Annotated in this window: 23 protein-coding genes; 7 read left to right on the forward strand and 16 right to left on the reverse strand. The window is 72.4% G+C overall.

The annotated features are described in order from the left end of the window. Window positions 1–39 precede the first annotated feature (39 nt). Window positions 40–1,896 (forward strand): MFS transporter, encoded by a 1,857-nt coding sequence (locus C3486_RS01125; protein ID WP_103830602.1) that lies wholly within the window; start codon window positions 40–42, stop codon window positions 1,894–1,896. Here C3486_RS01125 and C3486_RS01130 read toward each other — a convergent pair. From C3486_RS01130 to C3486_RS01170, 9 genes are all read right to left on the reverse strand, one after another. Then, window positions 1,883–3,280, reverse strand: a complete 1,398-nt coding sequence (locus C3486_RS01130; RefSeq protein WP_103830603.1) for an L-serine ammonia-lyase — start codon at window positions 3,278–3,280, stop codon at window positions 1,883–1,885. The two genes, C3486_RS01125 and C3486_RS01130, sit on opposite strands and share 14 nt — an antisense overlap. Window positions 3,281–3,386: 106 nt before the next feature. Beyond that, window positions 3,387–4,568, reverse strand: a complete 1,182-nt coding sequence (locus C3486_RS01135) for an NAD(P)/FAD-dependent oxidoreductase (protein WP_103830604.1) — start codon at window positions 4,566–4,568, stop codon at window positions 3,387–3,389. After that, window positions 4,565–4,888 carry a bifunctional 3-phenylpropionate/cinnamic acid dioxygenase ferredoxin subunit gene (locus C3486_RS01140; protein WP_103830605.1) on the reverse strand — a complete coding sequence of 108 codons (324 nt, stop codon included), beginning with the start codon at window positions 4,886–4,888 and terminating at the stop codon, window positions 4,565–4,567. Before C3486_RS01140 ends, C3486_RS01135 begins: the two co-directional genes overlap by 4 nt. 504 nt (window positions 4,889–5,392) lie before the next feature. Further along, window positions 5,393–6,790: an MFS transporter gene (locus tag C3486_RS01145; RefSeq protein WP_103830606.1), complete on the reverse strand. Its 1,398-nt coding sequence runs from the start codon at window positions 6,788–6,790 to the stop codon at window positions 5,393–5,395. Window positions 6,791–7,392: 602 nt separating this feature from the next. Next, a complete protein-coding gene (locus C3486_RS01150; protein WP_146074930.1) occupies window positions 7,393–7,881 on the reverse strand; it encodes an ATP-binding protein in 489 nt (162 codons plus the stop codon). Beyond that, window positions 7,878–8,753 carry an MEDS domain-containing protein gene (locus tag C3486_RS01155; protein ID WP_103830608.1) on the reverse strand — a complete coding sequence of 292 codons (876 nt, stop codon included), beginning with the start codon at window positions 8,751–8,753 and terminating at the stop codon, window positions 7,878–7,880. The genes C3486_RS01150 and C3486_RS01155 overlap by 4 nt, the downstream gene beginning before the upstream one ends. 235 nt (window positions 8,754–8,988) lie before the next feature. Then, a complete protein-coding gene (locus C3486_RS01160; RefSeq protein WP_103830609.1) occupies window positions 8,989–10,092 on the reverse strand; it encodes an NADH:flavin oxidoreductase/NADH oxidase in 1,104 nt (367 codons plus the stop codon). 249 nt (window positions 10,093–10,341) lie between these two features. After that, entirely contained in the window at window positions 10,342–10,947 is a 606-nt protein-coding gene (locus C3486_RS01165) for a TetR/AcrR family transcriptional regulator (RefSeq protein ID WP_103830610.1), read from the reverse strand. A 95-nt stretch (window positions 10,948–11,042) separates the two neighbouring features. After that, complete coding sequence (locus C3486_RS01170; protein ID WP_103830611.1) at window positions 11,043–11,912, reverse strand: 3-hydroxyacyl-CoA dehydrogenase family protein; 870 nt, start codon at window positions 11,910–11,912, stop codon at window positions 11,043–11,045. Between the two features lie 222 nt (window positions 11,913–12,134). Between C3486_RS01170 and C3486_RS01175 the strand changes: the two genes are divergently transcribed. Further along, entirely contained in the window at window positions 12,135–12,872 is a 738-nt protein-coding gene (locus C3486_RS01175) for an acetoacetate decarboxylase (RefSeq protein ID WP_103830612.1), read from the forward strand. A 615-nt stretch (window positions 12,873–13,487) separates the two neighbouring features. On the opposite strand, the gene C3486_RS37785 is transcribed toward C3486_RS01175, so the two are convergent. Next, complete coding sequence (locus C3486_RS37785) at window positions 13,488–13,616, reverse strand: hypothetical protein (RefSeq protein WP_258052519.1); 129 nt, start codon at window positions 13,614–13,616, stop codon at window positions 13,488–13,490. Window positions 13,617–13,837: 221 nt separating this feature from the next. Between C3486_RS37785 and C3486_RS01180 the strand changes: the two genes are divergently transcribed. After that, complete coding sequence (locus tag C3486_RS01180) at window positions 13,838–14,227, forward strand: hypothetical protein (protein WP_103830613.1); 390 nt, start codon at window positions 13,838–13,840, stop codon at window positions 14,225–14,227. Window positions 14,228–14,310: 83 nt separating this feature from the next. Here C3486_RS01180 and C3486_RS01185 read toward each other — a convergent pair whose 3' ends face one another. Next, a complete protein-coding gene (locus tag C3486_RS01185) occupies window positions 14,311–15,039 on the reverse strand; it encodes a dienelactone hydrolase family protein (RefSeq protein ID WP_103830614.1) in 729 nt (242 codons plus the stop codon). Window positions 15,040–15,407: 368 nt separating this feature from the next. Here C3486_RS01185 and C3486_RS01195 point away from each other — a divergent pair, with 368 nt between their 5' ends. Next, complete coding sequence (locus C3486_RS01195; protein WP_103830615.1) at window positions 15,408–16,832, forward strand: glutamate decarboxylase; 1,425 nt, start codon at window positions 15,408–15,410, stop codon at window positions 16,830–16,832. A 7-nt stretch (window positions 16,833–16,839) separates the two neighbouring features. On the opposite strand, the gene C3486_RS01200 is transcribed toward C3486_RS01195, so the two are convergent. Both C3486_RS01200 and C3486_RS01205 read right to left on the reverse strand, forming a co-directional pair. Beyond that, a complete protein-coding gene (locus C3486_RS01200) occupies window positions 16,840–17,388 on the reverse strand; it encodes a putative immunity protein (protein WP_103830616.1) in 549 nt (182 codons plus the stop codon). Further along, a complete protein-coding gene (locus tag C3486_RS01205; protein ID WP_181138399.1) occupies window positions 17,385–17,999 on the reverse strand; it encodes a putative immunity protein in 615 nt (204 codons plus the stop codon). Before C3486_RS01205 ends, C3486_RS01200 begins: the two co-directional genes overlap by 4 nt. Before the next feature lie 99 nt (window positions 18,000–18,098). Between C3486_RS01205 and C3486_RS01210 the strand changes: the two genes are divergently transcribed. Then, window positions 18,099–18,809 carry a MerR family transcriptional regulator gene (locus C3486_RS01210; RefSeq protein WP_103830617.1) on the forward strand — a complete coding sequence of 237 codons (711 nt, stop codon included), beginning with the start codon at window positions 18,099–18,101 and terminating at the stop codon, window positions 18,807–18,809. Between the two features lie 220 nt (window positions 18,810–19,029). Here C3486_RS01210 and C3486_RS01220 read toward each other — a convergent pair whose 3' ends face one another. Further along, a complete protein-coding gene (locus C3486_RS01220; protein WP_103830618.1) occupies window positions 19,030–19,929 on the reverse strand; it encodes a helix-turn-helix domain-containing GNAT family N-acetyltransferase in 900 nt (299 codons plus the stop codon). 153 nt (window positions 19,930–20,082) lie between these two features. Here C3486_RS01220 and C3486_RS01225 point away from each other — a divergent pair, with 153 nt between their 5' ends. Together C3486_RS01225 and C3486_RS01230 are read left to right on the forward strand one after the other, a co-directional pair. Next, window positions 20,083–21,591 carry an MFS transporter gene (locus C3486_RS01225; protein WP_258052520.1) on the forward strand — a complete coding sequence of 503 codons (1,509 nt, stop codon included), beginning with the start codon at window positions 20,083–20,085 and terminating at the stop codon, window positions 21,589–21,591. After that, window positions 21,588–22,148 carry a TetR/AcrR family transcriptional regulator gene (locus tag C3486_RS01230; protein WP_103830620.1) on the forward strand — a complete coding sequence of 187 codons (561 nt, stop codon included), beginning with the start codon at window positions 21,588–21,590 and terminating at the stop codon, window positions 22,146–22,148. Before C3486_RS01225 ends, C3486_RS01230 begins: the two co-directional genes overlap by 4 nt. A gap of 80 nt (window positions 22,149–22,228) precedes the next feature. Here C3486_RS01230 and C3486_RS01235 read toward each other — a convergent pair whose 3' ends face one another. Then, window positions 22,229–23,431, reverse strand: coding sequence for an MFS transporter (locus tag C3486_RS01235; protein ID WP_103830621.1), 1,203 nt, complete (start codon window positions 23,429–23,431; stop codon window positions 22,229–22,231). 35 nt (window positions 23,432–23,466) lie between these two features. Beyond that, a complete protein-coding gene (locus C3486_RS01240) occupies window positions 23,467–24,666 on the reverse strand; it encodes a glycosyltransferase (RefSeq protein WP_103830622.1) in 1,200 nt (399 codons plus the stop codon). Window positions 24,667–25,027 lie beyond the last annotated feature (361 nt).

A 25,027-nucleotide genomic window follows, 5' to 3' on the forward strand; every position in this document is an offset into this window, starting at 1 on the left:
CCGGTGCGTCCCGTCCGCTTCTTCCGGAGGTCCCAGGCAATGCCCCAGACGACGGCCCCTCAACGGTCGCGCGCAGTCGTCCTCGTCCTCGCCTTCGCCGGCATCGTCGTCGCCGTGATGCAGACACTGCTGGTGCCGGTCATCAAGGATCTGCCGGTCCTGCTGGACACCGCACCGTCGAACGCCACCTGGGTCATGACGGCCACCCTGCTCGCCGGCGCCGTCGCCACGCCGATCATGGGCCGGCTCGGCGACCTCTTCGGCAAGCGCCGCATGCTGGTCACCAGCCTCGCGGTCATGGTGGCCGGCTCGCTCGTCTGCGCGTCCACCAGCGACCTCCTCGTGATGATCGTCGGCCGCGCGCTCCAGGGCTTCGCCATGGGCGCCATCCCGCTCGGCATCGGCCTGATGCGGGACGAACTGCCCGTCGAACGGCTCGGTTCGGCCCTGGCCCTGATGAGCTCCTCCATAGGCGTGGGCGGCGGACTGGCCCTGCCGCTCGCCGCCCTGGTCGCCCAGCACGCCGACTGGCACGCGCTGTTCTTCGGCTCCGCCGGACTCGGCGTCGTCTCGATCCTGCTCACACTGGCGGTCGTGCCGGAGAGCCGGGTCCGGGCCGAGGGCCGCTTCGACCTCGCGGGCGCGCTCGGCCTCTCCCTCGGTCTCGTGCTGTTCCTGCTGCCGATCACCAAGGGCAGTGACTGGGGCTGGGGTTCGGCCACCACCCTCGGCCTCTTCGCCGCGGCGCTGGTCGTGCTCGTCCTGTGGGGCGTGATGGAGCTGCGCATGACCGCCCCGCTGGTGGACCTGCGTACCACCGCGCGCCGCGAGGTGCTGCTGACCAACCTCGCCTCGATCATGGTCGGTGTCGCGTTCTACGCCATCTCGCTCGTCCTCCCGCAGCTGCTCCAGCTGCCGGCCGCCACCGGCTACGGGCTGGGCCAGTCGATGGTGGTCGCGGGTCTGTGCGTGGCGCCGCTGGGCCTGACGATGATGTTCACCGCGCCCGTCTATGCCCGCCTGTCGGCGCGGTACGGCCCGAAGCTCACCCTCATGCTCGGCATGCTGATCATCGCGATCGGCTACGGCGCGGGGCTCGGCCTGATGAGCGCCGCCTGGCAGACCATCGTCATCTCGGTCATCGTCGGTGCGGGCATCGGCCTCGCCTACTCCTCGCTGCCCGCGCTGATCAACGGTGCCGTCGACCCGTCCGAGACGGGCGCGGCCAACGGGCTGAACACACTGATGCGTTCGATCGGTACGTCGGTGTCGAGCGCCGTGATCGGCATGGTGCTCGCCAACACGGCTCACCAGGTGGGTTCGGTGGCGGTGCCCACCCTGCACGGCTTCCGCGTCTCGTTCCTCATCGCCACGGCGGCGGTCGCCGTCGGCCTGCTGCTCGCGGCGTTCCTGCCGCGCGGCCGGCGGGCGTCCGCGCCGCAGCTGGTCACCACGAGCGAGGAGGAGGCCAACCTCCAGCGGGCCGCCCTGGCGATCCGCGCGACGCAGGAGGCCGGCCCGGTGCGGGAGGACCGTCCGGCGCATGAGGGCGTGCCGCGGCAGGCGGCCCGTCCGGTACGGCAGGCCGGAGCGCCGGGCGCCGGGTTCCGCGGGCGGGTCCTGGACCGGGCCGGGGAGCCGGTGCCCCGCGCCAGGGTGGCGCTGATCGACCGGTACGGACGCCGGGCCGGCACCGCGCTCACCGACCACGAAGGCCGGTACGCGGTCGCCGTCCCGGACGGCGGTGCCTACGTACTGGCCGCCATGGTCGCCGGTCATGCCCCGCGCGCCTCGGCGGCCGTGCACCCCGGCGAGGGCCGCCCGGTCGACGTCGACCTGGTCGTCACCGCCGCGCCGGAGGGCAGCCCGGCGGCCGCTCCCGTCAGCACTCGATGACGTTGACCGCGAGTCCGCCCCGCGCGGTCTCCTTGTACTTGACCTTCATGTCCGCACCCGTCTCCTTCATGGTCTTGATGACCTTGTCGAGGGAGACGTGGTGGCGGCCGTCGCCGCGCAGCGCCATGCGCGCGGCGGTGACGGCCTTGACCGAGGCCATGCCGTTGCGCTCGATGCACGGGATCTGCACCAGGCCGCCCACCGGGTCGCAGGTCAGGCCGAGGTTGTGCTCCATGCCGATCTCGGCCGCGTTCTCCACCTGCTCCGGGGAGCCGCCCAGCACCTCCGCCAGGCCGCCCGCGGCCATCGAGCAGGCCGAGCCCACCTCGCCCTGGCAGCCCACCTCGGCGCCGGAGATCGAGGCGTTCTCCTTGAACAGCATCCCGATGGCGCCGGCCGCCAGCAGGAAGCGGATCACGCCCTCTTGCTTTTCTTCTTCGGAGGCACCGCCGGCCGCGAAGTTCATGTAGTAGTGCAGGACGGCGGGGATGATGCCGGCCGCGCCGTTGGTCGGCGCGGTCACCACCCGGCCGCCGGCCGCGTTCTCCTCATTGACGGCCATCGCATAGAGCGTCACCCACTCCATGGCGTGCGCCGGTGCGTCGCCGCGGGCGCGCAGTTGCCGGGCGGAGGCGGCGGCGCGCCGCCGCACCTTCAGCCCTCCCGGCAGGATGCCCTCACGGCCCAGACCGCTTGCGACGCACTCCTCCATGACCCGCCAGATCTCCAGCAGCCCGGCCCGGATCTCCGCTTCCGTGCGCCAGGCCTTCTCGTTCTCCAGCATCAGCGCCGAGATCGACAGACCGGTCTCCCGGGCGAGCCGCAGCAGCTCGTCGCCGGTGCGGAAGGGGTACGTCAGCACCGTGTCGTCCAGCTTGATCCGGTCCGCGCCGATCGCGTCCTCGTCGACCACGAAGCCGCCGCCGACCGAGTAGTACGTCCGCTCCAGAAGCGGCTCCCCCGCGCTGTCGTACGCGAAGAGGGTCATGCCGTTGGCGTGGTACGGCAGGGAGCGCCGCCGGTGCAGGACCAGTTGCCGGTCCGTGTCGAAGCCGATCTCGTGCGCGTCGCCGAGGTCGCGGCCCAGCAGTCGCAGCCGCCCGGTCGACATGATCCGCTCCACGTCGGCCTCGGCCTCGGCGACGTCGACCGTGTGCGGTTCGTTGCCCTCCAGCCCGAGCAGGACGGCCTTCGGAGTGCCGTGGCCGTGCCCGGTGGCGCCCAGCGAGCCGAACAGTTCGGCGCGTACCGCGGCGGTGTGGGCGAGCAGGCCGTCGTTCTTGAGGCGGCCGACGAAGAGGTGCGCCGCGCGCATCGGGCCGACCGTATGGGACGAGGACGGGCCGATGCCGATGGAGAACAGGTCGAACACGGAGATGGCCACGAAGGCTCCCTTGTCGGCGCGTGCGGTGCGGGCGGGTCGGGTGGTGGGGCGGGTGCGAGTGCGGGGGCCGGGCGGGGGCCGCGGTCCTGGCGTGCGCCGGGTTCCGTTACCGGGCCGCTGCCACCGCGGCGGGGGCGAGCGTGCGCCGGAGCCGGTTGAACGGCTTCGGCCGGTTCATGGCGAGCACCGCGACGGGGTGGTCGTCGTACCGGTAGACGGCCGCGAAGGAGCGGTCGTCCGGGTCCCCGTCGACCACCTCGGGCCGGGCGCCGGGGACGACGTGGCCCGCGAGCTGAATGCGTACCTGGTACTGGTCGGACCAGAAAGAGGGGGCCCGGGCCGGTCCGGGGGCCGACGTGCCGGAGAGCAGCGTGGCGGCGGCGGTCCTGGCCTGCTCGGTGGCGCTGGTCCAGTGTTCGATGCGGGCGTGCCGGCCGGTGAAGGGGTGCGGGCAGCGGGCCACGTCGCCGACGGCGACCACCTGCGGGACGTTCGTCGCGCAGCCCTCGTCGCACACCACGCCGTCGGCCACCTCGACGCCGGAGCCGTCGAGCCAGTCGGTGGCGGGCCGGACGCCCACCCCGACGACCACCACGTCGGCGGGTATCTGGCGCCCGTCCGTCAGCCGCACCCCGGTGACCCGGTCGTCGCCGGTGAAGCCCGCCACGCCGGTGCCGGTCAGCAGCCGGACCCCGTGGTCGGTGTGGAGCGCGGAGCAGACCAGGCCCATCTCGCGCCCGAGCACGCGCTCCAGCGGTACGTCGAGTGCCTCCACGACGGTGACGTGCAGGCCGAGCCGGTGGGCCGTGGAGGCCACCTCGGCGCCGATGAAGCCGGCCCCGATGACGACGACCCGGGGCAGGCCGCCGCGCAGTTCGGCACGCAGGGCCAGGGCGTCGTCGAGGGTGCGCAGGGTGTGGATGCCGGCCATTCCGGCCGTTCCGGGGAAGGTCCTGGCACTGGTCCCGGTGGCGATGACCACGCCGTCGGTACGCAGCTCCCGGCCGTCGTCCAGGGTGACGGTGCGGGTCGCGGGGTCGAGCCGTACGGCCCGCCGGCCCAGCGCCCACCGCACCGCCAGCTCCTCGTACTCCGCCGTGTCGCCGAGCGCGATCGCGTCCGCTTCCAGGTCGCCCTTGAGCAGTTCCTTGGACAGCGGCGGCCGGTCGTAGGGCAGGTGGCGTTCCTCCCCGACGACGGTGATCCCGCCGTCGTAGCCTTCAGCGCGCAGGGCGCGTACGGTGCTCAGCCCGGCCAGCGAGGCGCCGACCACGGTGAGGTGCCTCATGCCGGCTCCGCCACCGAGACGTGCAGCAGGACCTGGCCGTTCTGCACGGAGACCTGGTGGGTGCGGACCGGCGTCTTCGCCGGCAGGCAGGTCGGGAACCCGGTCCGCAGGTCGAAGAGGGCCGTGTGCAGCGGGCATTCGACGTAGCAGCCCTCCAGCCAGCCGTCGGCCAGCGAGGCGTCCTGGTGCGTGCACGTGTCGTCGATGGCGTAGAACTCGCCGTCCTCGGTGTGGAACACCGCGACGGGAGCGGGCACGCCCTCGGTCACGCGGAAGGACTCGCCGGGGGGCAGGTCTTCGATACGGCACACCGTGATCATGGGGATACCTCCGGGGTGAGTGCGCCCGACTGGGAAAGGCCGTCGACGTGGAGGGGGTTTCCTCGGGTCGGCACGGCCGAACGAGCGAGATGGAGTTGTTCGCGCTGTGCGCAACCTGACTCGCATTACGCAACATCGTTCCTCTCGCGGCGAGGGGTTGTCAAGGAGCGACCCGGCATGCGATCCGGAGAGGTGAGATGCCGTTCGGGAAGCGGGAGTTCGCCGTTCCCGCAACCGGAATCCGGCGCCCCGGAACGCCGGACTCACGCCCCGGAAAACGGACCTTGACACGGGCGGGCGACCGCGCTTCCCTGTTGCGTATAGAGCAATGCACATCTCCATGCGCAACAGAAGCCCGATACGGACAGACATCCCGGCGGAGCGTTGACGATGACCCGCACGGCCCCGGCCAGGCATCCCGGCAGTGCCCGGGAACGCCGACCGGCCGGCCCCCGGAGGGGCCGGCCGGTGTCACCTCGCCGCGAAGCGGCGTCTCTTACCTCGTCAGGAGCGTTCGAGGTCCCCCTCCCGCACGCCGGACCGCGGAGTGCGCCGGGAGGACGCGCCGGGCAGGGCACTGGTCTCGGCCAGTGTGCGGCCCCGCGTCTCCTCGGCCCAGAGCACGGACACCAGCCAGCCCACCATGGTGATCCCGGCGCCGATCAGCATGGTCGCGCCGATGCCCAGCCGGCTCAGCGAGATGGGCAGCAGGTAGGTGCCGGCGGCGGCGCCGAGGCGGCTGATGGACGTGGCCACGCCGCCGGCGGTCGCCCGGATGCTGGTCGGGAACAGCTCGTTGGGGTACGTCCACTCCAGCACGGTGGGGCCGCCCGAGAAGAGCGCGTACGCGCAGAAGCAGAGGATGACCACCGCGACGGGCAGCGCGGTGCCGCCGCCCAGCACCGCCAGCGGAACCGCCATCAGGGCGAACGACCAGACGATGACGGGCCGGCGGCCGACCTGGTCCACCAGGCGCAGCGCGGGGATGCAGCCCAGCGTGAAGACGACGCTGATCAGCGCCGAGCCCAGGTTGCCCGCGTTGCCCTCGCCGAGGCCGAAGGAGCGCAGGATGGTCGGGCCGAAGGTGTACAGCGCGAACATCGGCGTGATCTGACACATGTAGAACAGCCCGCAGAAGAGCGTGCGCCGCAGGTAGGCGCCCTGAAAGAGGTCGCGGACCCGCCGGTGCACCACGGACTGCTCGACCGCCGACGCCGCGAGCAGTTCGTCCGTCGGCACGGTGCGGCCGAGGGCCCGTTCGATGGCTTTCTGCGCGTCGTCGGCGCGGCCCTTGTTCACCAGCCACAGTGGCGACTCGGGCGTGCCGACGCGCAGCAGCAGGATGAGCGCGCTGAGCACGGCGCCGGAGGCGAGCATCCACCGCCAGGTGCCCGCGCCGCCGATCTCGGCCAGCACGTAACCGACCACGTAGGCCGCCGCCGCACCGATGTACCAGGCGAGGATGAGGATGCCGAGCAGCCGGCCGCGGTGTTTGTTGGGCACCCACTCGGCCAGCAGGGACGTCGCGATCGGATAGTCCGCTCCGATGGCCACGCCGAGGATGAAGCGCAGCGCGACGAACTGCCAGGTCTCGGTGGCGAACACGGACAGCACGGAGGCGCCGACCAGGACCGCCAGGTCGATGGTGTACATCGCCTCACGGCCGAGCCTGTCGGTGACGGCTCCGAAGAACAGCCCGCCGACGAAGATGCCGACCAGGGCGGCAGCGCCGATGAGGCTCTCGTCCGCCGTGGTCAGCTGCAGCTCGTCGCTCATGCCGATCAGCGCGACGCCGATGATGCTGAGCAAGTAGCCGTCCAGGAAAGGGCCGCCGGCGCAGGCCCAGGTGAGTTTTCGGTGGAACTTGTTCAGTGGCGCCTCGTCGATGGCACGGATCGACATCTGACCTCCCTGGCTGAGGGACTGCGGGCCGCGTGGGTCCTGCGACGGGGCGCGCCACCGGCGGCGGGCGCACGTCTGCGCCGCCGCGGGGGGCCGCCGTCGCCGGGGCGCGGCAGAGCACCACGGCACGGCGGCACCGGGCCGGGGAAGCCGGCCGGGGGCCGTGGTGGTGGCGCCACCGGGGCGGACTCACGCTCAAAAGGGTCGTGCGCTGGTGTTGCGCTGTGAGAGGGCTGTTTCTGCCTACGCAACAAAACCCTGAAGGCGCGCCGTCGTCAAGACGCTCCGTCGAAGCACGCGCAACTTGCCCGTCCCCCCGCCGACTCGGCGCCGTAAGCGTCCCGGCAGCCTCTTGACAGCCTGATCCCGCCGCCTCATTCTGTTGCGCATTACGAGGGAGGTTGCCCATGACGGAACGCGAAAGAGCGCGCCCTCCCGACCGCTGACCTCACCGCCAAGGCCACCCGTCCGCCTGCCGTCCGACCCCTTCGGCAGGCGGACGGGTATGCACGCAACGGCCGCCGCCGGTACGGGCCGGGCCGGTCCGGCTTCCTGCCGCTCCGAGCGGCAGAGGGGGCCGTACGCCTTCGGCCGCCGCCGGGCTAGTCCAGCCCCGCCACCAGCGTCACCGTCGTCACCGCGCCGCAGGTCACCATGGCGAACCAGTCCACTGCCGCCCGCGCCACCCGCAGTCCGAGACCGTGGTCGGCGTGGCCCCCGCCGTGGCCGTCCGACAGGTCGGTGTCAGGCGTCGCATACGCCTGCCCCACCTCGTCGTGGGTGATGACACAGCGCAGCGCGATCCCCCCGTGGTGCAGCCGGATGCGCCCCTTGCCGCCGCCGCGCAGGACGACATGGGTCACGACCTCGTTCACCGCGAGGACGAAGTCACCGAGCCGGGGATCGCGCAGCCCGGCACGCGCCGCACGGTCGGCCACCTGGTGCCGTACGCGTGCCAGGTCCGCCGACTCGAAGACGCGGTCCAGCAGGGGCCCCTCCGCCGGGGACACGGCGGTGCCGCCGAGATGCTCCCCCACGGGCGCCGGCCGGCCGTCGCCGTCCTGGCCTTCGGCGTCACGAGAAGGGTTCACTGAGCGAAACACCCCGCTTTCACGACGAGTTGAGGAACCTCCGACGCGCCGCACAACCGGATCAGCCTGCCCTGCGCGGGACGGCAGCGCACTTCGAGGGACCGGTCGCCGGGGAGGTGGCTCGCGAGCCGGACCACCGTGGTCGCGCTGTGTGCGTCCATGAAGCACAGTTCGGTGAGGTCGAGCACCGCCGGCCGGTCGGTGGCGTGGAGCGCGTCGACGAGGGCCGCCGCGAACTCCTCGCGCGTGTTGAGGTCGGCCTCCCCGGCGATCCGCAGCTCCGGGCCGCGCCGTGCGACGTCCAGCGCGTCCAGCCGGGGAAGCACCTTCTTGGGGTGGGCACCGTGAATGCGGCGCAGCAGACCGTCGCCGAACATCCGCCGGTCGTACTCGCAGACGGCGGTGAACCCGATGTCAGCGAAGAGGGCCGAGAGCCCGCACTCGTACTCCACGAGCAGGTCGTGATCGAAGCCGGGGGCGGCCGCCCAGCCCATGTCCCCCATGATCCGGACGCCGGAGTAGCCCTGCAGCCGGGCGCGCATGGTCAGCTCCATCCACAGCCGGACCCGCGCCCCGGGCGTGAAGCCGGCGGCCGCGTCGAACCCCGGTACTTCGTCGAGCACGATCAGCCGGCCGTCCACCAGCGCGTCCTCGTCCTGGAGTCCGTGTGCCCGAAGTTGTTCGACCGCGGCGCCGGGCCGGGTCGCCGGATCGGTGAAGAGCATGACCTGCTCTCCCTGGCAGAGTCCGATGGCGGTGTACGCGGCCCGGATCTCCCAGCGGGAGGCATCGTCGTCGTACTCCAGACACGCGTGATCGCCGCTGGTCATGGAGGTGACCGATACCGCCCTGGCCACGGAGCTGGCGTCCATGCAGCCACACCGTAGGGCGTGCGCGCGGTCACCGAGGGACGCTGACCGCACTTGCCCGGACCGGTGCCATCCTGGCCCGCATCAGCCCACGCGCCCCCTCATCTCTGACCGACGGCCCCGCACGACGCCTCTCCACCAGCCGGGCCCCTTCGCCCCCGGACACACCGAGGGGGCCGACACCGTACATGGTGTCGGCCCCCCTGCGAACGCTCCGTCCAGGGCTGGCGGCTGAGTGTCAGACCGCGCGGTGGTACGGCTGCGCCACGTGCGGGGTGGCGCCCAGCTCGCGGGCGGCCTGCTGGGCGAAGTACGGCGTACGCAGCAGCTCGCGGCCGAGCAGCACCGCGTCCGCCTCCCCGTCCGCGACGATCTTCTCCGCCTGCTGCGCCTCGGTGATCAGGCCCACGGCGCCCACCGGCAGCCCGGTCTCCTTCTTCACCTGCGCGGCGAACGGCACCTGGTAGTTCGGCACCGCCTCGATCTTCGCGTCCGGCGCGTTGCCGCCCGTGGAGGTGTCCAGCAGGTCCACGCCGTGCGCCTTGAGCTCGGCGGCGAACCGCACGGTCTCCTCGGCGGTCCAGCCGGTCCGCTCGTCCTCGGCGTTCTCGCTCAGCCAGTCGGTCGCCGAGATCCGGAAGAACACCGGCAGATCCTCGGGCCACACCGCCCGCACCGCGTCCACGACCTCCAGCGCGAACCGCACCCGGTTCTCGTAGGAGCCGCCGTACTCGTCGGTGCGCCGGTTGGTGAACGGCGACAGGAACTCATTGATCAGGTAGCCGTGCGCACCGTGGATCTCGGCGACCTGGAAGCCCGCCTCCAGCGCGCGCCGCGCGGTCGCCGCGAACTGCTCCACGATCTCCTTGATCTGCGCCACGGACAGCTCGTCCGGCTCGGTCGACTTCTCGTCGAACGCCACAGCGCTGGGCGCCACGGGCTGCCAGCCGTACCCCTGACCAGGGGCAATCGGTGCACCCCTGTCCACCCAGGTCCGCTCGGTGGACGCCTTGCGCCCGGCGTGCGCTATCTGGATGCCGGCGACGGAGCCCTGGGCCTTGATGAAGTCGGTGATGCGACGGAAGGCCGCGACCTGGGTGTCGTTCCACAGCCCCAGGTCGTACGGGCTGATCCGGCCCTCGGGGCTGACGGCGGTGGCCTCGGTGATGATCAGACCGGTGCCGCCGACGGCACGGGCGGCCAGATGCTGGAAGTGCCAGTCGTTGGGCGCCCCCTGCTCGGGCCCCTCCGGCGCCGCCGAGTACTGGCACATCGGAGCCATCCAGAGACGGTTCGGAATGGTCAGCTGCCGGAGAGTGATCGGCTCGAACAGTGCGCTCACAACGGGCTCCCTGTGCGTGAACGAGGGCGGATTCGGCTCCGGGCACAGCGCGCCCGAAGCCTTGATACGACACACATCGTAGTACGGCACCCATCGAACTAAGCAGCCGTCCGACGACCGCCCGCCTCGACTCGATACCGAACTACGACGCTTCTCGTACAACGGGCGCGTGCCGGGGTTCATTCCTCCCCCGGCACACCGAGACCGCCGTCACACACCACCCCGGGCCGGGCGCCCTGAGCGCCTGCGCTACCGAGTGACGGCAGGGGCGGAGAGGGCGTGGATGAGGTGGGGCACCATGCGCCGGGACGATTCGGTGGTGCCGTGGATGAGCTGCTGGGCGGTGAGGCCCTCGAACGTGGCGACGAGCAGGCGCGCCAGGTCTTCCACGTCGATGGTGGGCCGGGCCCCGGCCTGGGCTAGCGCGGTGGCGACGACCTCGGCCAGCCCTTCGATCAGCCGGTTCTCGTGACCGGCGAGGGCCTCGGCGATCTCCGGGTGACGGGCGGCGTGCAGGGTGAACTCCATGGAGACCATGAACCACTGACGTTCCTGCGGCGTGCGGCCCGTGATGCGCTCCTGCAGCCGAACGATGGGGTGCGCGCCGGGGTCCGGGCTCGTGGCCGCGTCGCGCAGCTCGCTCAGCAGGCGGTCGGTGTGCGCGTCGTACAGGGCGAGGAAGAGCTCTTCCTTGTCACGGTAGTTGGAGTAGAAGGCTCCCCGGGTCAGACCGGCGCGCTCGACGATGTCGCTGATCGAGGTGGCGTGGAAGCCCCTCTCGGTGAACAGTGCCAGGGCGCTGTCGGTCAGGGCCGCGCGAGTGATGGGGCGGCGCTTGGTCGGTGACTTCGGCAACGGCGGGGGCCTTTCGTTCCGAGCGGGTGGGCGGGGCCGCACGTGGGCAGGGCCACAGACAGGTTATGCGACCGGCCGCCCCTGATCGCCGCTGGTCACACCCGTGCGCGGTAGTCGTCGTAGAAGCCGCGTCCGCTCTTCACCCCCAGGTGACCGGCGTCGACATAGCGGTGGAGCAGTTCACGCGGGCCGGCCGGCAGGGCGGGGTTCTCCTCGGCGTAGTGGTTCTCGATGTCCAGTACGACGTCCAGACCGACCTTGTCCATGGCGCGGAACGGACCGCCCTTGAGCCCGGTGTTGATCTCCCACATCCGGTCGATCTCCTGCGGGGTGGAGACCCCATCGGCGACCACGGCCAGCGACTCGCGCTTGATGGCCGCCCAGATGCGGTTGAAGATGAATCCGGTGCTCTCCCGGCGCGCTTCGAACGGGTGGACGCCGTAGCGGGGCAGCTCCCGCAGCAGGAAGTCGAGCACGGCCCGGTCGGTGTGACCGCTGGACATCAGGTCGACCGCCACCTGCTGCGGCGGCATGTAGAAGTGCATGTTCAGCACCCGCTCGGGCCGGGCGACGGCGTCGATGAACCGGCTGGTGGGGTACGACGAGGAGTTGCTGGTCAGGATCGTGTCGGCCGCCGCGACCCGGTCGAGGTCGCCGAAGATCTGCCGCTTCAGCTCCAGACGCTCCGGCACCGCCTCCACCACCAGCCACGCACCGGCGACGGCTTCCTCGAGATCCGTCGTGGCCGTCGCCTCGCCCGGCACGTCACTGCCGACCCGGGCCGCGACCTCGCTCACGTGCTGCGCGACGTAGGCGACCGCCTCCTCACCGGCCTTCCGGGCGGGGTCGTAGATCCGTACATGCCCGGACGTGGCAAACATCAGCGCGATGCGCCGCCCGAGCGTGCCGGCGCCGATGACCGCCACCGGGCGGGTGCGGACGTCAAGGGGGAGAGTGAAAGGCATGACCGTCTTCTTCCAATTTCGTGGCGGTTTGTGGCGCCGACCCGCCGCGGGTGAGCCCCGGTTCACAGACCACCGCTCAGGTGTTTGCGGTGCCGGTGCGCCGCGGGCGGACCCCGGCTTGCAGACCACCATCCAACGGATACAGTGTGTATCGGATACGCCGTGTATGCAAACGGTGGCCTGCCACCGAGCCGGTGGCCACCGCCGAGGAAGGAAGCCACGATGCGCGCCGAAGAACTCCGCCACCACGCCGGCACACCGCTGAGGACGCCCGTCTACCCGCTACGGCCGACGCGCTTCACCGACCGGGAGTACCTGAACGTCGTCTACCGCACCGACCCGGCCGCCCTCCGCGACGCGGTCCCCGAACCGCTGGAGATCGACGAGCCGCTGGTGCGCTTCGAAGTCATGAAGATGGGCGACGTCGAAGGGTTCGGCCCCTACCTGGAATGCGGCCAGGTCATACCCGTCCGCTACGGCAGTGAGCGCGGCGAGTACCTGCACGCGATGCACCTCAACCACTTCGGCGCCACCGCCGCGGGCCGCGAGCTGAGCGCCTACCCCAAGACCGTCGGCGAGCCCGCCCTCCACGTCGAGAGCGGCGCCCTGGTCGGCACCTTGGACTACGCCACCCAACGCGTCGCCACGGCCACCATGGCGTACAAGTGGCAGCCCCTGGCCGAGGACGAGGCCCGCGCCCAGATCACCGTGCCCACCTATGCGGTCAAAATCATCCCGGGCTACAACGGCGACCAGCGGGTGTGCGACCTGATCCGCACCGAGATCAGCGACGTGACCGTCAAGGCGGCCTGGACGGGCCCCGCCCGCCTGCAGTTGTTCGCCCACGTCATGGCACCCCTGGCGGACCTGCCCGTACTGGAGATCGTCTCAGCCAGCCACATCCTCACCGACCTCACACTCGCACCGGCACAGCCCGTGCACGACTACCTCAGCCAGTAGCGGGCTCCCCCGCGTCACGGCTCCCCCGCATCCGCCGGCCCGGGGCTCCCCCGGCCCCGGAAGCGGCCGGTTGCGGCCCGCGCCGCGCGGATGCGGCAGGCGCCGGAGTCGAGCCGGCGGCGATGAGGCGTCGGAATTCGACCCGCGAATTCCGTAACGCTTTTCTTACCCTTTTCTTATTCGGACGCCCATTCGGGGTGTTTTGCATTCTTTTGACAGATGGAATTCCTGGTGCTGGTTGTTGCTTTTCCGTCGGCGGCTCTACGGTTCATCACATCGCAACGGCGCGCCGTCCGGAGGGCCTTCGGGCGGTCTGCCGCACCATCGAACGAAAGTGAGCACACGTGCTCAACAATGCGGAACTCGACGCCCAGGTTGTGCAGCTGCTGCCCAACCGGGAGGCGCTGGGAATTCTCAGCTTCCATTGCCCGACTCCGGTACGGCACCACGCGTCCCTGTGCCACCCGCCCGTGCATCACCACGCACCGGCGCACCACCCGCAGCGGCCGCCGGTGCACCAGCGCTGATCCGGTGACGGCCCACTGATCCGGCCGGCGCGGTCACCCCTTGCCGCGCCGGCCGACGGAGCCCCAGAACCCCACGGGTTGCTTGCCGTCAGTGGTGAAACAGCAGAATCGCCTCACGCTTTTCCTTGCGTTCGCTTTCTTTATCGCAGGATCGGTTCTGGAAATGCTTCGGAAGTGCCAGGAGAAAGGCGTCGGCGGTGGACGCGGAAAATTCCATCCCGTATTTCCCTCCCCGGCCCGCCGCCGCTTCGGTGCCGCGCCGCGCGCCCGGCCTTGAATTACACGGCCAGTATCAGAATTCCGGGTACACCGAGCCCGTTTATCTGGTCCGGCGGAGCGACGGGCAGATGCTTCAGCTCTCTACGGACCTGGGACCCGGGCCGGCAGCTGCCCATCGGGCCCGTCGCCGCCACCGTCCAACTGGGCGCCGGCAAGGGTTTGTCGGCGAGTTTCCGGCTGGAACTGGTCCGTCCCGGGCTGTACGAGGGCACGGTCCGCCTCGACCTGTCGGCGGCCCGGCTCCCGTTCCTCGGCCCCGACGGGGTCCGGCACGCACGGCTGTGCGTCGGCCACCGCGGCCAACGCTGCGGCGGCTGGCTGCTGGCGCCTCTCGGCTCCCCTCCCCTGGGCATGCGGGTACGGAACCGCCGTACGGGCACCCACCGGGTCACGCTCGCCACCGAACCCCGGGGCGCCGGCCGCCTTCAGGTGTCGTGGGAGCGTCGGGGCCTGGTGGCACCGGCCGCGGCACTGCTGGCCCCGGTACGGCGGCTGGCCCGGCCCCGGGCGCAACACCTGCGCGGCTTGTGGCGCGGGCTGACCACGTGACCCGACCGGTGCCCCGGGGGCTGTCTCCGGCGGTGTGGTCGAGCCCGCGCCACCGGAGACAGCCCCGTACCGAGGGCCCGGCCTCACCTCAGATGGCGGTCGAAGAACCGGACCCCGTCCTCGACCTCGAACCACGGGGTGCCGGTGTGGCCGCCGAGGTTGGCGTGCAGCGTCTTCTCCTTGGTACCGAAGGCGTCGAACAGGTCGAGGGCCCGTTGCCTGGGGTTCCCCTCGTCGTCCCACTGCAGCAGGAACAGCAGCGGAATGGTGACCTGCCGGGCCTCCTCGCGCTGGGCGCGGGGCACATAGCCACCGGCGAAGAAACCGGCGGCCTGGATGCGCGGCTCGGCCACCGCGAGGCGGATGCCGAGGGCGGTCCACCCCGAGTACCCGACCGGGCCGCCGATTCCGGGCAGCCCGAGGAGGGCGTCCAGGGTGGTCCGCCATTCCGGGACCGCCTCGTCGACCAGCGGGCCGATGAAGGACTCGAAGATCTCGTCGACCGGCTCGCCGGCCCGCATGGCGCGGCGGAGGTCGGCGCGGGCCTGCTCGTCGGCCGCGGAGCGGGGCCGGTCACCGCACCCGGCGGCGTCGATGGTGGCCACCGCGTAGCCGGACGCGGCGGTGTGCCGGGCGCGGGCCACCAGCCGCGGCTCCCGCCGGGGCAGGCCGTTGTTGTGGGCCATCAGGATCAGCGGGACCGGTGCGGACGGTGCAGATGCGGGCGTCCAGAGGGTGCCGGGGATCTCGCCGAGGGTGAATTCGCGCGCGAGGACGCCGTCGTCGAGGCGTTGTTCGGAAGTGAAGTGCATGGTCGTGCCTTTCGGGAGGGCTCGTGAACGGCGCTCCCGGACGACCTATCGCCCGACCGTGACCCCTGAGGGGAGCACCCATGTCGATACTGCGTTCACGGGTACCACCTCCTCGTTCTCTCGCACGGCCGCCGGAAACGTAGCAGTGGTCGCCGCGGTCCGCCAACGGGTTTTCGCGGAGGCTTCCGCACGGCCGGGTGTCCGTGACGGCCGGGAGGGGGAACCCGTTCGGGTGCCGATGACCTCCTGGCGGCGGGTCCTGCCCCGTACGGCGAGATCCATGGGATTCAAGAGCTGGACCGGAGGGCATTCCCGCCAGGGGCATTGCCGCCCAAAACATGACAACTCGTATAGAGGGGATCGAGCGCATGGTGGTGCAGCACGACGACCGTGGTGAGAGCCGTGACCTGCCGATCAACCCGGTCTTCAGCCGCGAACCCGTCAAGGTGCCGCGGTATGCGATGCCGCGCGGCGAGATGGAGCCCGACACCGCCTACCAGGTGGTGCACGACGAGCTGATGCTCGACGGCAACGCCCGGCAGAACCTCGCGACGTTCGTCTCCACCTGGGCGGAACCCCAGGCCCGGCGGCTGATGGACGAGTGCGCCGAGAAGAACATGATCGACAAGGATGAGTATCCGCAGACAGCGGAGCTCGAAAGCCGGTGCGTGCACATGCTCGCCCGGCTCTGGCACGCGCCCCAGCCCCGGCAGGCGGTGGGCTGCTCGACCACCGGGTCGAGCGAGGCGGCCATGCTCGGCGGGCTGGCGCTCAAACGGCGGTGGCAGCGGCGCCGTCGTGCCGAGAACAAGCCGGCCGACCGGCCCAACCTGGTCATGGGCATCAACGTCCAGATCTGCTGGAAGAAGTTCGCCGACTACTTCGAGGTCGAGCCGCGGTACGTGCCCATGGAGGGGGACCGCTACCACCTCACGGCCGACAAGGCGGTCGAGCTGTGCGACGAGAACACCATCGGTGTGGTCGCCGTGCTCGGCTCCACCTTCGACGGCAGCTACGAGCCCGTCGAGGAGATCGCGGCGGCCCTGGACGACCTGCAGTCCCGTACCGGCCTGGACATCCCTGTGCATGTCGACGGCGCGTCCGGGGCGATGATCGCCCCCTTCCTCGACCCGGAGCTGCGGTGGGACTTCCGGCTGCCGCGGGTCGCCTCGATCAACACCTCAGGGCACAAGTACGGCCTGGTCATGCCCGGTGTCGGCTGGGCACTGTGGCGCGACAAGGAGGCGCTGCCCGAGGACCTGGTCTTCCATGTGAACTACCTCGGCGGCGACATGCCGACCTTCGCGCTGAACTTCTCCCGGCCCGGCGCCCAGGTCGTCGCCCAGTACTACAACTTCCTGCGGCTGGGCTTCGAGGGCTACCGGCGCGTCCAGCAGTCCTGCCGTGACGTCGCCACCCGGCTGGCCCGGGAGATCGCGAAGCTCGGGCCGTTCGAGCTGCTCACCGACGGCAGCCGGATCCCCGTCTTCGCCTTCCGGATGCACGAGAACATCGACCACTTCAGCGTCTTCGACGTGTCGGCGGCGCTGCGCGAACGCGGCTGGCTCGTGCCCGCCTACACCTTCCCGAAGAACCGGACCGACCTCGCCGTCCTGCGCATCGTGGTACGCAACGGCTTCAGCCACGACCTGGCCGACCTGCTCCTGGAGGACCTGCGCCGGGTGCTGCCCCGACTGGACAAGCAGGGCGAACCGCACCGCGACGCGGACGACGCGGGCGGCTTCGCGCACGGCGCCGAGACCAAGAACCCGCGCAGTCCCGGACGCCACTGACCGCCGGCTACCGCTCGGCGGACACGTCGGGCACGTCGGGCACCGCGTCGAACACCGACCAGCAGAGGTCGTTGCGCAGCCGCTGGTCGTCGAGGACCAGCTCCCGGATCGCCTCCGGGAGCTGCTCGCGCTGCCACTGGCACTCCAGCCGTCCCGCGGCCTCGCCCCGTCCCTCCGGTGCCGCCGCACGTGCGGCCTTGATCGCGTAGGCGGCCGCGCCGAGCTCGTGCGCGGCGACATGGGCGACGGCCCCGGCCTGCCCCGCGGCGTACGCGGCATGGCGGGCCGCCCCGCGCAGATCCCGGGCCGCCCCCATCGCATGGCCGCCCGCCGCGCGGGCCTGCATCATCGTCACCTCGCCACGCGTCCAGGCCCTGGCGTGCTCGATCGCCCGGCGCGGCCGCGGGTCCGCCGGCCGTACCGATTCGAAGAGGCCGAGGACGTGCTCCGCACACGAGGCGGCCCACAGCGCGAGCAGCCGGTGGTCCGCGTCGGTGAGGGTCCCGCCACGGCGGATCGTCACGAAGCGCGGGTCCCGCACCTTCGGGAGGATCATGCGGGGTACTCCCTTCCGCGCGCTTCGGTGCTGCGCCTCGCGGTGTGTTGCGGCGGCCGGTCGGCCGACTGGCGCAGGGCCTGGTCCAGCGTGCGCATCAGCCGGGCGACACGACTGCTGCCGCCCGTCGCGGGCGGGTAGCGGCGGAGCACGTCGACGAGTACCGGCGTCGCGCGCTGCCGCGCCCGTTCCAGCAGGGCGTCCCCGACAGCGGGGTCACCGCCCGCTGCCAGCTCCCCGACGTACGCGGCACTCGCCGCGGCCCGCAGGATGTGGCCGACCTGGCTCGCCCGGGCGAGGGGGTGCAGATAGGCGGCCGATGCGGCGTCACCGGCGGAGCGCGCGGCCAGTCGTGCGGCTTCGGTGGGCGCGGACCGGGCGGCCCGGTGGGCGTCGAGAGAGGTGACGCGCTGCAGTTTCGTCCTCCTGGCGCCGTCGATGAACGCCCGGGCCGCGTCGATCGCCGCGCGGGGACGCGGATCGTCCGGAACGGCCTGCTCGAAGACCGGCAGGACGTCCTCCGCGTGCCGCACCACGTAACGCGCCACGACGCGCAGCTCGTCCGTCGTCAGCGTGAAGTCCCCGGCCACGGTGTGCGTGCTGTCTGCCATGCCCCTGAATCGTATCCTTGAACGCTCGGTGGAGACTCGGCGGCAGAACTGCCCTTCGTCTACTGCAGAACGTCCCGGAAACCCTCAACCGGAGGTCACATGCGGCCGGTGGACCTGGCGCGTCGGCACGGGCTGTCCACGCAGGCGGTCCGCAACTACGAGGACGGCGGCATCGTTCCGCCGGCCCGCCGCAGCCGGGCGGGGTACCGGGACTACACCGCCGTGCATGCCGCCGGCCTCGCGGCCTACCTGGCGCTCGTCCCCGCCTTCGGCCACGCGGCGAGCCGCCGCATCATGCAGGCCGCCACCGGTGGCCGGATCGACGAGGCACTGGAGTACGTCGACGACGGGCACGCGCTCCTGGCCCGCGACCGCAGCACACTGCGAGCCGTCGAAGCCTCGCTCTCCGCCGTGGGCGCCGCCCCGGAGACGGCGACCGGCACGCGGACGGCGTACAGCATCGGGGAACTCGCGCGCCGCCTCGGGCTCGGCCCGGCCACCCTGCGTGCCTGGGAACGCGCCGGCGTCCTCACCCCGCGGCGTGACCCGCGCACCGGGCACCGCCGGTACCTCGCGTCCGACGTGCGCGACGCCGAGCTGGCGCATCTGCTGCGCCGGGGAGGCCGGCCGCTGGGCACCATCGCCACCGTCCTCGGCGAACTCCGCGCGGCCGGCAGCCTGGAAGCGCTGGCCAGGACGCTGGAGCGGTGGCGGCGCGACCTCAGGACCCGCGGGACGGCCCAGCTGCACGCCGCCGGCCGGCTCGCCGCGTACCTCGACGCGCTGGACCGGCCGGCGGAGCCGGGCTGAGCCGACGCCGCACACCCGCGGGCCCCGGTCACGCTGGATGAGGGCCTTGAGGCTCTTGCGGTCGGCCATGTCCTGGTAGCCGGCCGGGACGCCGTCCAGGCCGGTGGTGGCGTCGAAGACCCTCCCCGGCTCGATGGCGCCGTCGAGGATGCCGGGCATCAGCTCCTCGATGTACGCGCGGACCGGGGCCGTTGACGGACCGCCCCTCTCCCGCGCTCCCCTACCGCGTACGAGGGGTGAGCCGCTTCTCGAACCAGTGGTCGGCGTAGGGCTCGTCGTTGAAGGCGGGGACCTCGGTGTATCCGCTGTTGCGGTAGAGCGAAGTGGCGGCGGCCAGGGCCTTGTTGGTGTCGAGCCGCACCAGGTCGCTGCCGTGGCCCGCGGCGCGTTCCTCCAGTTCGGCCAGGAGGCGCCGGGCCAGGCCGAGGCCCCGGGTGCGGGGCGAGACCCACAGCCGTTTGATCTCGGCGGGCGCCCCGGCGGGCAGCTTGAGCCCGGCGCAGCCCACCGGCTCGCCGTGCAACCGGGCGACGAGGAACAGGCCGCGGGGCGCGCGCAGTTCGCCCGGGTCGGGCAGCAGGCTGTGTGCGGGATCGAAGCCGCCCTCGAAGAGTTCCTGCAGCTCGGCGGCGTAGGACCGCAGACAGTGCGCGGCGTCCGGGTGGTCGGGGTCGAGTACTTCCACGGAAACCAGTGAGGCGGTCAGCAGCCGCTCGACCTCCGCCATCGCCGAGGTGAGCCGGTCCCGCTGGCGGGCGTCGAGCGGGCCGAGGAGCGAAGCGGCGAGCGCGTCGCTGCGGTCGTCGAGGAGCGCGCGCTCCGTGCGCCCGGCTTCGGTCAGCCGTACGGTGCGCACCCGCCGGTCGCGGGGGTGCGGCTCGACGGCGACGAGGCCGTCGCGTTCCAGTGCCCGCAGCAGCCGGCTCACGTACCCGGAGTCCAGGCCGAGCCGGTCCCGCAGACTGCGGACGTCGTGCGTGCCCTCGTCACCGATCTCCCAGAGCAGCCGGGCCTGCCCGTAGGGGCGCGTGCCGCCCAGGTAGGAGTCGTGCAGGACGCCCACCCGCTCGGCGACCGCCCGGTTGAAGCGCCGTACCTGTTCCACCTGCTCCGCGCTCATTCTCTGACCTTAGTCAGGCAATGACGGACGCGTAAAGGGAAGGTCGGCGCCACGGCCATCCGCATCGGGCCGCGATTTTGTCATCGTATGATGACATCGCTTGATGACATGTCTGTCCCATGCGGGCCACGGCTTCTCAGGAGGACTCCACTCGTGCAGGACGCAGGTACGAACCCGTCGCGGAGGGAGCGGGCACTGGTGCCGGTGCTGCTCTCGGTGGGAATGCTGGTGGCGATCATCAGCAGTCTGGGCGCGCCGCTGATCCCGACGATCGCGCGGGTGGACCATGTGTCCCTGGACGTGGCCCAGTGGTCGCTGACCGTGACGATGCTGGTGGGCGCGGTGGTCACCCCGCTGATGGGACGGCTGGGGGACGGGCCGCAGCGCCGGCGGGTCATCCTCGGCGGGCTGGTGCTGACCCTCGTGGGCAGCCTGCTGGCCGCCCTGCCGACGGGCTTCGCCGGCCTGGTCGCCGGCCGGGCGCTGCAGGGCATCGGCATCGGGCTCACCCCGCTGGCCATGGCCACCGCGCGGGACGCCCTGCCGCCCGAGCGCGCCCGGCACGCGGTGGCCACCCTCTCCCTCACCTCCGCCGCCGGTGTGGGCCTGGGCTATCCGCTGACCGGGGTGCTCGCCGACCTCCTGGGGCTGCACGCGGGCTTCTGGTTCGCGGCGCTCGCGGCGGCGCTGGCGCTCGTCGCCCTCGCCGTCGTGCTGCCCCCGGCGCCGCGGCGGCCCAAGCATCCGCTGGACGTCCTCGGCGCGCTGCTGCTGGCCGCGGGCCTGGCCGGGCTGCTCTACGCGACCACGGTGGGCGGCCGCTGGGGCTGGGGCTCGGCGCGGCTGCTCGGACTGGTCGCCGTCTCCGTGCTGCTGCTGGCCTGGTGGGTGGTGCACGAGCTGCGTACCGCGCACCCGCTGGTCGACGTGCGGCTGGTGCGGGACCGGTCGGTGCTCGCCTCCGACCTCACGGCGCTGCTCTCCGGGGTGGGCATGTACGTGATGCTGTCGCTGGTCCCGCAGTACATCCAGACGCCGGAGTCGGCCGGTTACGGGTTCGGTGCCTCGGTCGTGGTCGCCGGTCTGATCCTCACGCCGTTCTCGGTGGCCAGCATGGTGTCGGGGCGTCTGGTACGGCTGGCCTCCCGTACCGTCGCGCCCGGCCGGCTGCTGCCCGTGGGCTGCCTGATCTGCCTGTGCGGCACGGCGCTCTTCACGTTCGCACGGAGCGGGCTGTGGGAGGCGTTCGTCGCCATGGGGCTGATCGGGCTGGGCGCCGGCGTCACCATGTCGGTGATGCCCGCGCTGATCGTGGGCGCCGTCCCGGCGCACGAGACGGGCAGCGCGATGAGCTTCAACCAGGTGGTGAAGTACATCGGGTACTCCGGCGGCAGCGCGTTCAGCGCGGCCGTGCTCGCGGCGCACCCCGGCGTCCGGGGCCTGCCCGCCGAGTCCGGTTACCGGGTGGCCGGGCTCGCCGGCTGCGGGGTCTGGGTCCTCACGGCGCTGGTGGGATACCTGCTGGTCCGCGCCCGGAGGTCCGGAACGGCAGCGCAGCGGGCGTCAGCGGCGCCCGGCACGGCGTCGCCCGCCGGGACACGTAAGGTGCTGGTGACGAGGCGCGGGACCGGAGCGCCTGCGGACACGGAGGCGGAGCGGTGAGCGAGACGCGGGAGGCACGCCGCAGGGACTCGGCGCGCAGCCGTGAGGCGCTGCTGCGCGCGGCGGGCGAGCTGTTCGCCGAGCGCGGCTTCGACCGCACCACCATCCGGGACATCGGCCGGCACGCGGGCGTGGACCCCGCGCTCATCGCCCGCTACTTCGGCGGCAAGACGCAGCTGTACCTGGCGACGGTCGAGGCGGAGCACGGCGACGCTGACCCGGGTGACCTGCTCGATCCGGAACGGCTGCGGTACGTCCTGGAGCGGGCCGACAGCCGGGGGCTGGTCCCCGTCTTCCAGGTCGCGGTCCAGCGCCTGGCCGAGCCGGCCGCGGAGGGGATGGCGCGCGCCGCGCTCCACGACCGGCTGGTGGAGCCGCTGCACCGGCGCTTCGTGGCGGAGGGCCGGGACCGGCCCCGGCTGCGGGCCGAGATGACGGTCGCCGCGGTCATCGGCATCGCCCTGGGCCGGCAGTCCGGCGCCTTCGACGAACTGGGCGGCGTACCGGCGGACGAGCTGGGCGCCCTGCTCCTCGGCACACTGGCCGCCGAGCACTGACGCACGACGAAGCCGGCCCGACGGCCCGTACGGGCAGCTTCGAGTCGCGCGCGCCGAATCTGGACACACCTGACAGCCCGTCACTCCCGGTTCCGCTCCGGCAGCGGCCTCCTCAGCAGGTACGTGCCCGTGCAGGCCGCCACCACTGCCACGCAGGCCGTGAAGGTGAGGCCCGCGCCGCGGAGGCCGAGGGCGACGGTGAGGGCGCCGACGCCGACGACCGGGAGCGAGATGCCGGTGTAGGCGACGACGAAGAAGGTGGAGATCGTGCCGCCGCGGTGCTCGGCCGGCGCCGCGGCCGCGACGGACGTGAGGGCAGCGCGGAAGGCGAGCCCCTGGCCGAGGCCGCCGCACACCGCGCCGGCGACCAGCAGCGGCAGGAGCTCGACGGCGAGGGAAGCCCCCACCATCGCGAGGCCGGCCACGAGGACGAAGCAGCCGCACGGCAGCGCCCGGCGCGCGCCCAGCCGCTCCGTCAGCGACTGGCCCGCGGTCGAGCCGAGGAAGACGGAGAAGACGGCAGCGCCCGACACCGCGAGGTTGGTCACGCCCAGCGGCCCGGACACGAAGGCCGGGGCCACCGCCGTGAACAGGCCCAGCAGCGAGAACCCGGCGAAGGCGGCGAGGGCCGAGGGCACGAACACGGCGCGAGCCTCGGACGGTACGACCACGCCCTGCGGCGACAGCCGCGGCCACCGCTCGGGGTCCTCGACGGTCTCCGGCAGCAGCAGGACCAGCACGCAGGCCACCACGAGCAGCGCGAGATGGACCAGGAACGGCAGGCTGAGCGGCCGGGGAGCGTACTGGGCGAGGATGCCGGCGAGCAGCGGGCCGCAGCCGAGACCGCCCATGTTGGCGGCCGCTGCGGCGAATCCGGCGCGCGTCTTCCGTTCCGCGGGCGCCAGTTCGAGGACCGCGGCCGTGGCCGCGCCGCTGAACAGCCCGGCCGAGAAGCCGGAGAGCAGCCGCCCGGCGAAGAGCAGCGGCAGGCCGCCCTCGGCCAGGAAGCACACGGCGCTGACCGCCGAGAAGGCCAGCCCCGTGAGGAGGACGGGGCGGCGGCCGACGCGGTCGGAGTAGTTCCCCGCGAGCAGCAGGACGGTGATGACGCCGACCGCGTAGACGGCGAACACCACCGTCACCATCAGCTCCGAGAAGCCGAGCTCCTGGCGGTACAGGCCGTAGAGCGGCGTGGGCAGCGTGGTGCCCGCCATGCCCACGGCGAACACGGCCGCCGCTGCCGGGTATCCCGGGCGCCGGCCCGCATCATGACGAACGATCATGCCCCCACGGTACGAGCCGGACCCGCGTCCGTGCGTCAGTTCCCCTCTGCCGTGGCGGCCGCCGCGTCCGCGACCAGGCGGTCCAGGCCCGGCAGCGCATGCGAGCAGCGCTGCAGGGAGCGGGCGCGGGCGCGGCAGACCCGGTCCTCCAGTACGGACCGGACGGCCGTGGCCAGCGACGCGCGCGTGAGGTCCTGGACGTCGATCCGATGGCCGACGCCGATCTCCTGGAGCCGGGCCGCGTTGCCCGACTGCTCGGCGAAGAGCGGCAGGGCCACCATGGGGACGCCGGCCGCCAGCGCCTCGCGGGTCCCGTTGAACCCGGCGTGCGTGATGAACGCGTCGCTGGACCGGAGCAGCAGTTCCTGCTGGACGAACGAGGTGAGGTGGACGTTGCCGGCGCGGGCGCCCTGCCACTCGCGCGGGTCGGTGCCGGCGCCGAGCGCGACGACGCCGGTGACCGGCAGCTCCCCGAGGGTCTCGATGATGGTGTCGAGGACGGGCAGGGCGCCGCCGCCGGGGAAGTGGGTGGCGTTCGAGCCGAGCGTGGCGAGGACGAGCGGGCGGTCGGCGGGCAGCCGGGCGATCTCCGGGTCGAGGACCTCGTCGGTGGCGGGCGCGGGCACCCGGTAGTAGTGCGCGCTGGGCAGCCGGTTCGCCTCGGGGTAGAAGTCCTCCGGTACCACGCCGGCCCGGAAGGTGCGGAAGACGTGCCAGGGGTCGGCGACCGGGTCGAGGCCCAACTCCGCGCGCTGCGCGTTGAGTTCGGCGGTCACGGCCGGGTGCGCGTAGGGCGCCATCGGGGCGATGTCCAGCGCGCCGTGCGGGATGCCGAGGCGCTCGCCGGCGAGGTAGCCGCCGAACTCGGTGGACTCGTGGAGGATCAGGTCGGGGCGCCAGTCGCGGGCCGCGTCGAGCAGGTCGCGCGCCGACGGGCCGGCCAGCCGGCCCACGAAGGCGCGCGCGAAGAACTCCGGGTCCAGCTCGATGGTGACCTTCCCGAACCGGCTCAGGTCGACGGGCGGCCGCAGGTCGCCGTTCTGCAGCGCCTCGCCCAGCCCGCGCACGTTCGGCAGCCGCAGCGCGGTCAGCCCGCGCTTCTCGACGTGGTCCGCGACGGCGGCACCGGTGGCGACGGCCACCTCGTGACCGGCCCGCCGGGCACTCTCGGCGGCCGGCAGCACCAGCGGCGCGAGGTGCGAGTAGCTGGCCTGGGCGGTGAAAAGGATGCGCATGGCGCTCGGCTCCCTCTGGCGCCGCGCGGCGCCCACCAGGGCGTACGCGGCTGGAACTCGGGAAAATCAACAGCTGTTGAACAGCCTAACCGGCCACTCGCCGGCCGCTCCCGGCGGGTCGCGCGCCGCACGCGCGGGCCCTCGGAACGGGGCGCACACCGCGCACGCCGGCCCCTCAGGGCGAATCGCGCACCGTACCGCGCGGTGACGGATGCGTCACTCAATTCCTGTGAACCCTGCCCCGTGGCGCCGGAGACGGGCATCTTGGTCCCATGTCGCGGAACTTGCCCAAGATACGGAACTTATCCCGGCCACCGCACACTTCGACCGCAACGCGGGGCGCTCCCCCGGGCGGCCTGCC

The sequence above is a fragment of the Streptomyces sp. Ru73 genome, assembly GCF_002920575.1.
Classification (GTDB): domain Bacteria; phylum Actinomycetota; class Actinomycetes; order Streptomycetales; family Streptomycetaceae; genus Streptomyces.

Coding starts and splice junctions, on each gene's coding strand:
- C3486_RS01235 (WP_103830621.1), bottom strand. CDS start 23,431: ATGATCGTTCGTCATGATGCGGGCCGGCGCCCGGGATACCCGGCAGCG.
- C3486_RS37785 (WP_258052519.1), bottom strand. CDS start 13,616: ATGGAATTTTCCGCGTCCACCGCCGACGCCTTTCTCCTGGCACTTCCG.
- C3486_RS01175 (WP_103830612.1), top strand. CDS start 12,135: ATGCGCGCCGAAGAACTCCGCCACCACGCCGGCACACCGCTGAGGACG.
- C3486_RS01210 (WP_103830617.1), top strand. CDS start 18,099: ATGCGGCCGGTGGACCTGGCGCGTCGGCACGGGCTGTCCACGCAGGCG.
- C3486_RS01220 (WP_103830618.1), bottom strand. CDS start 19,929: ATGAGCGCGGAGCAGGTGGAACAGGTACGGCGCTTCAACCGGGCGGTC.
- C3486_RS01170 (WP_103830611.1), bottom strand. CDS start 11,912: ATGCCTTTCACTCTCCCCCTTGACGTCCGCACCCGCCCGGTGGCGGTC.
- C3486_RS01195 (WP_103830615.1), top strand. CDS start 15,408: ATGGTGGTGCAGCACGACGACCGTGGTGAGAGCCGTGACCTGCCGATC.
- C3486_RS01185 (WP_103830614.1), bottom strand. CDS start 15,039: ATGCACTTCACTTCCGAACAACGCCTCGACGACGGCGTCCTCGCGCGC.
- C3486_RS01140 (WP_103830605.1), bottom strand. CDS start 4,888: ATGATCACGGTGTGCCGTATCGAAGACCTGCCCCCCGGCGAGTCCTTC.
- C3486_RS01145 (WP_103830606.1), bottom strand. CDS start 6,790: ATGTCGATCCGTGCCATCGACGAGGCGCCACTGAACAAGTTCCACCGA.
- C3486_RS01135 (WP_103830604.1), bottom strand. CDS start 4,568: ATGAGGCACCTCACCGTGGTCGGCGCCTCGCTGGCCGGGCTGAGCACC.
- C3486_RS01125 (WP_103830602.1), top strand. CDS start 40: ATGCCCCAGACGACGGCCCCTCAACGGTCGCGCGCAGTCGTCCTCGTC.
- C3486_RS01240 (WP_103830622.1), bottom strand. CDS start 24,666: ATGCGCATCCTTTTCACCGCCCAGGCCAGCTACTCGCACCTCGCGCCG.
- C3486_RS01155 (WP_103830608.1), bottom strand. CDS start 8,753: ATGGACGCCAGCTCCGTGGCCAGGGCGGTATCGGTCACCTCCATGACC.
- C3486_RS01205 (WP_181138399.1), bottom strand. CDS start 17,999: ATGGCAGACAGCACGCACACCGTGGCCGGGGACTTCACGCTGACGACG.
- C3486_RS01200 (WP_103830616.1), bottom strand. CDS start 17,388: ATGATCCTCCCGAAGGTGCGGGACCCGCGCTTCGTGACGATCCGCCGT.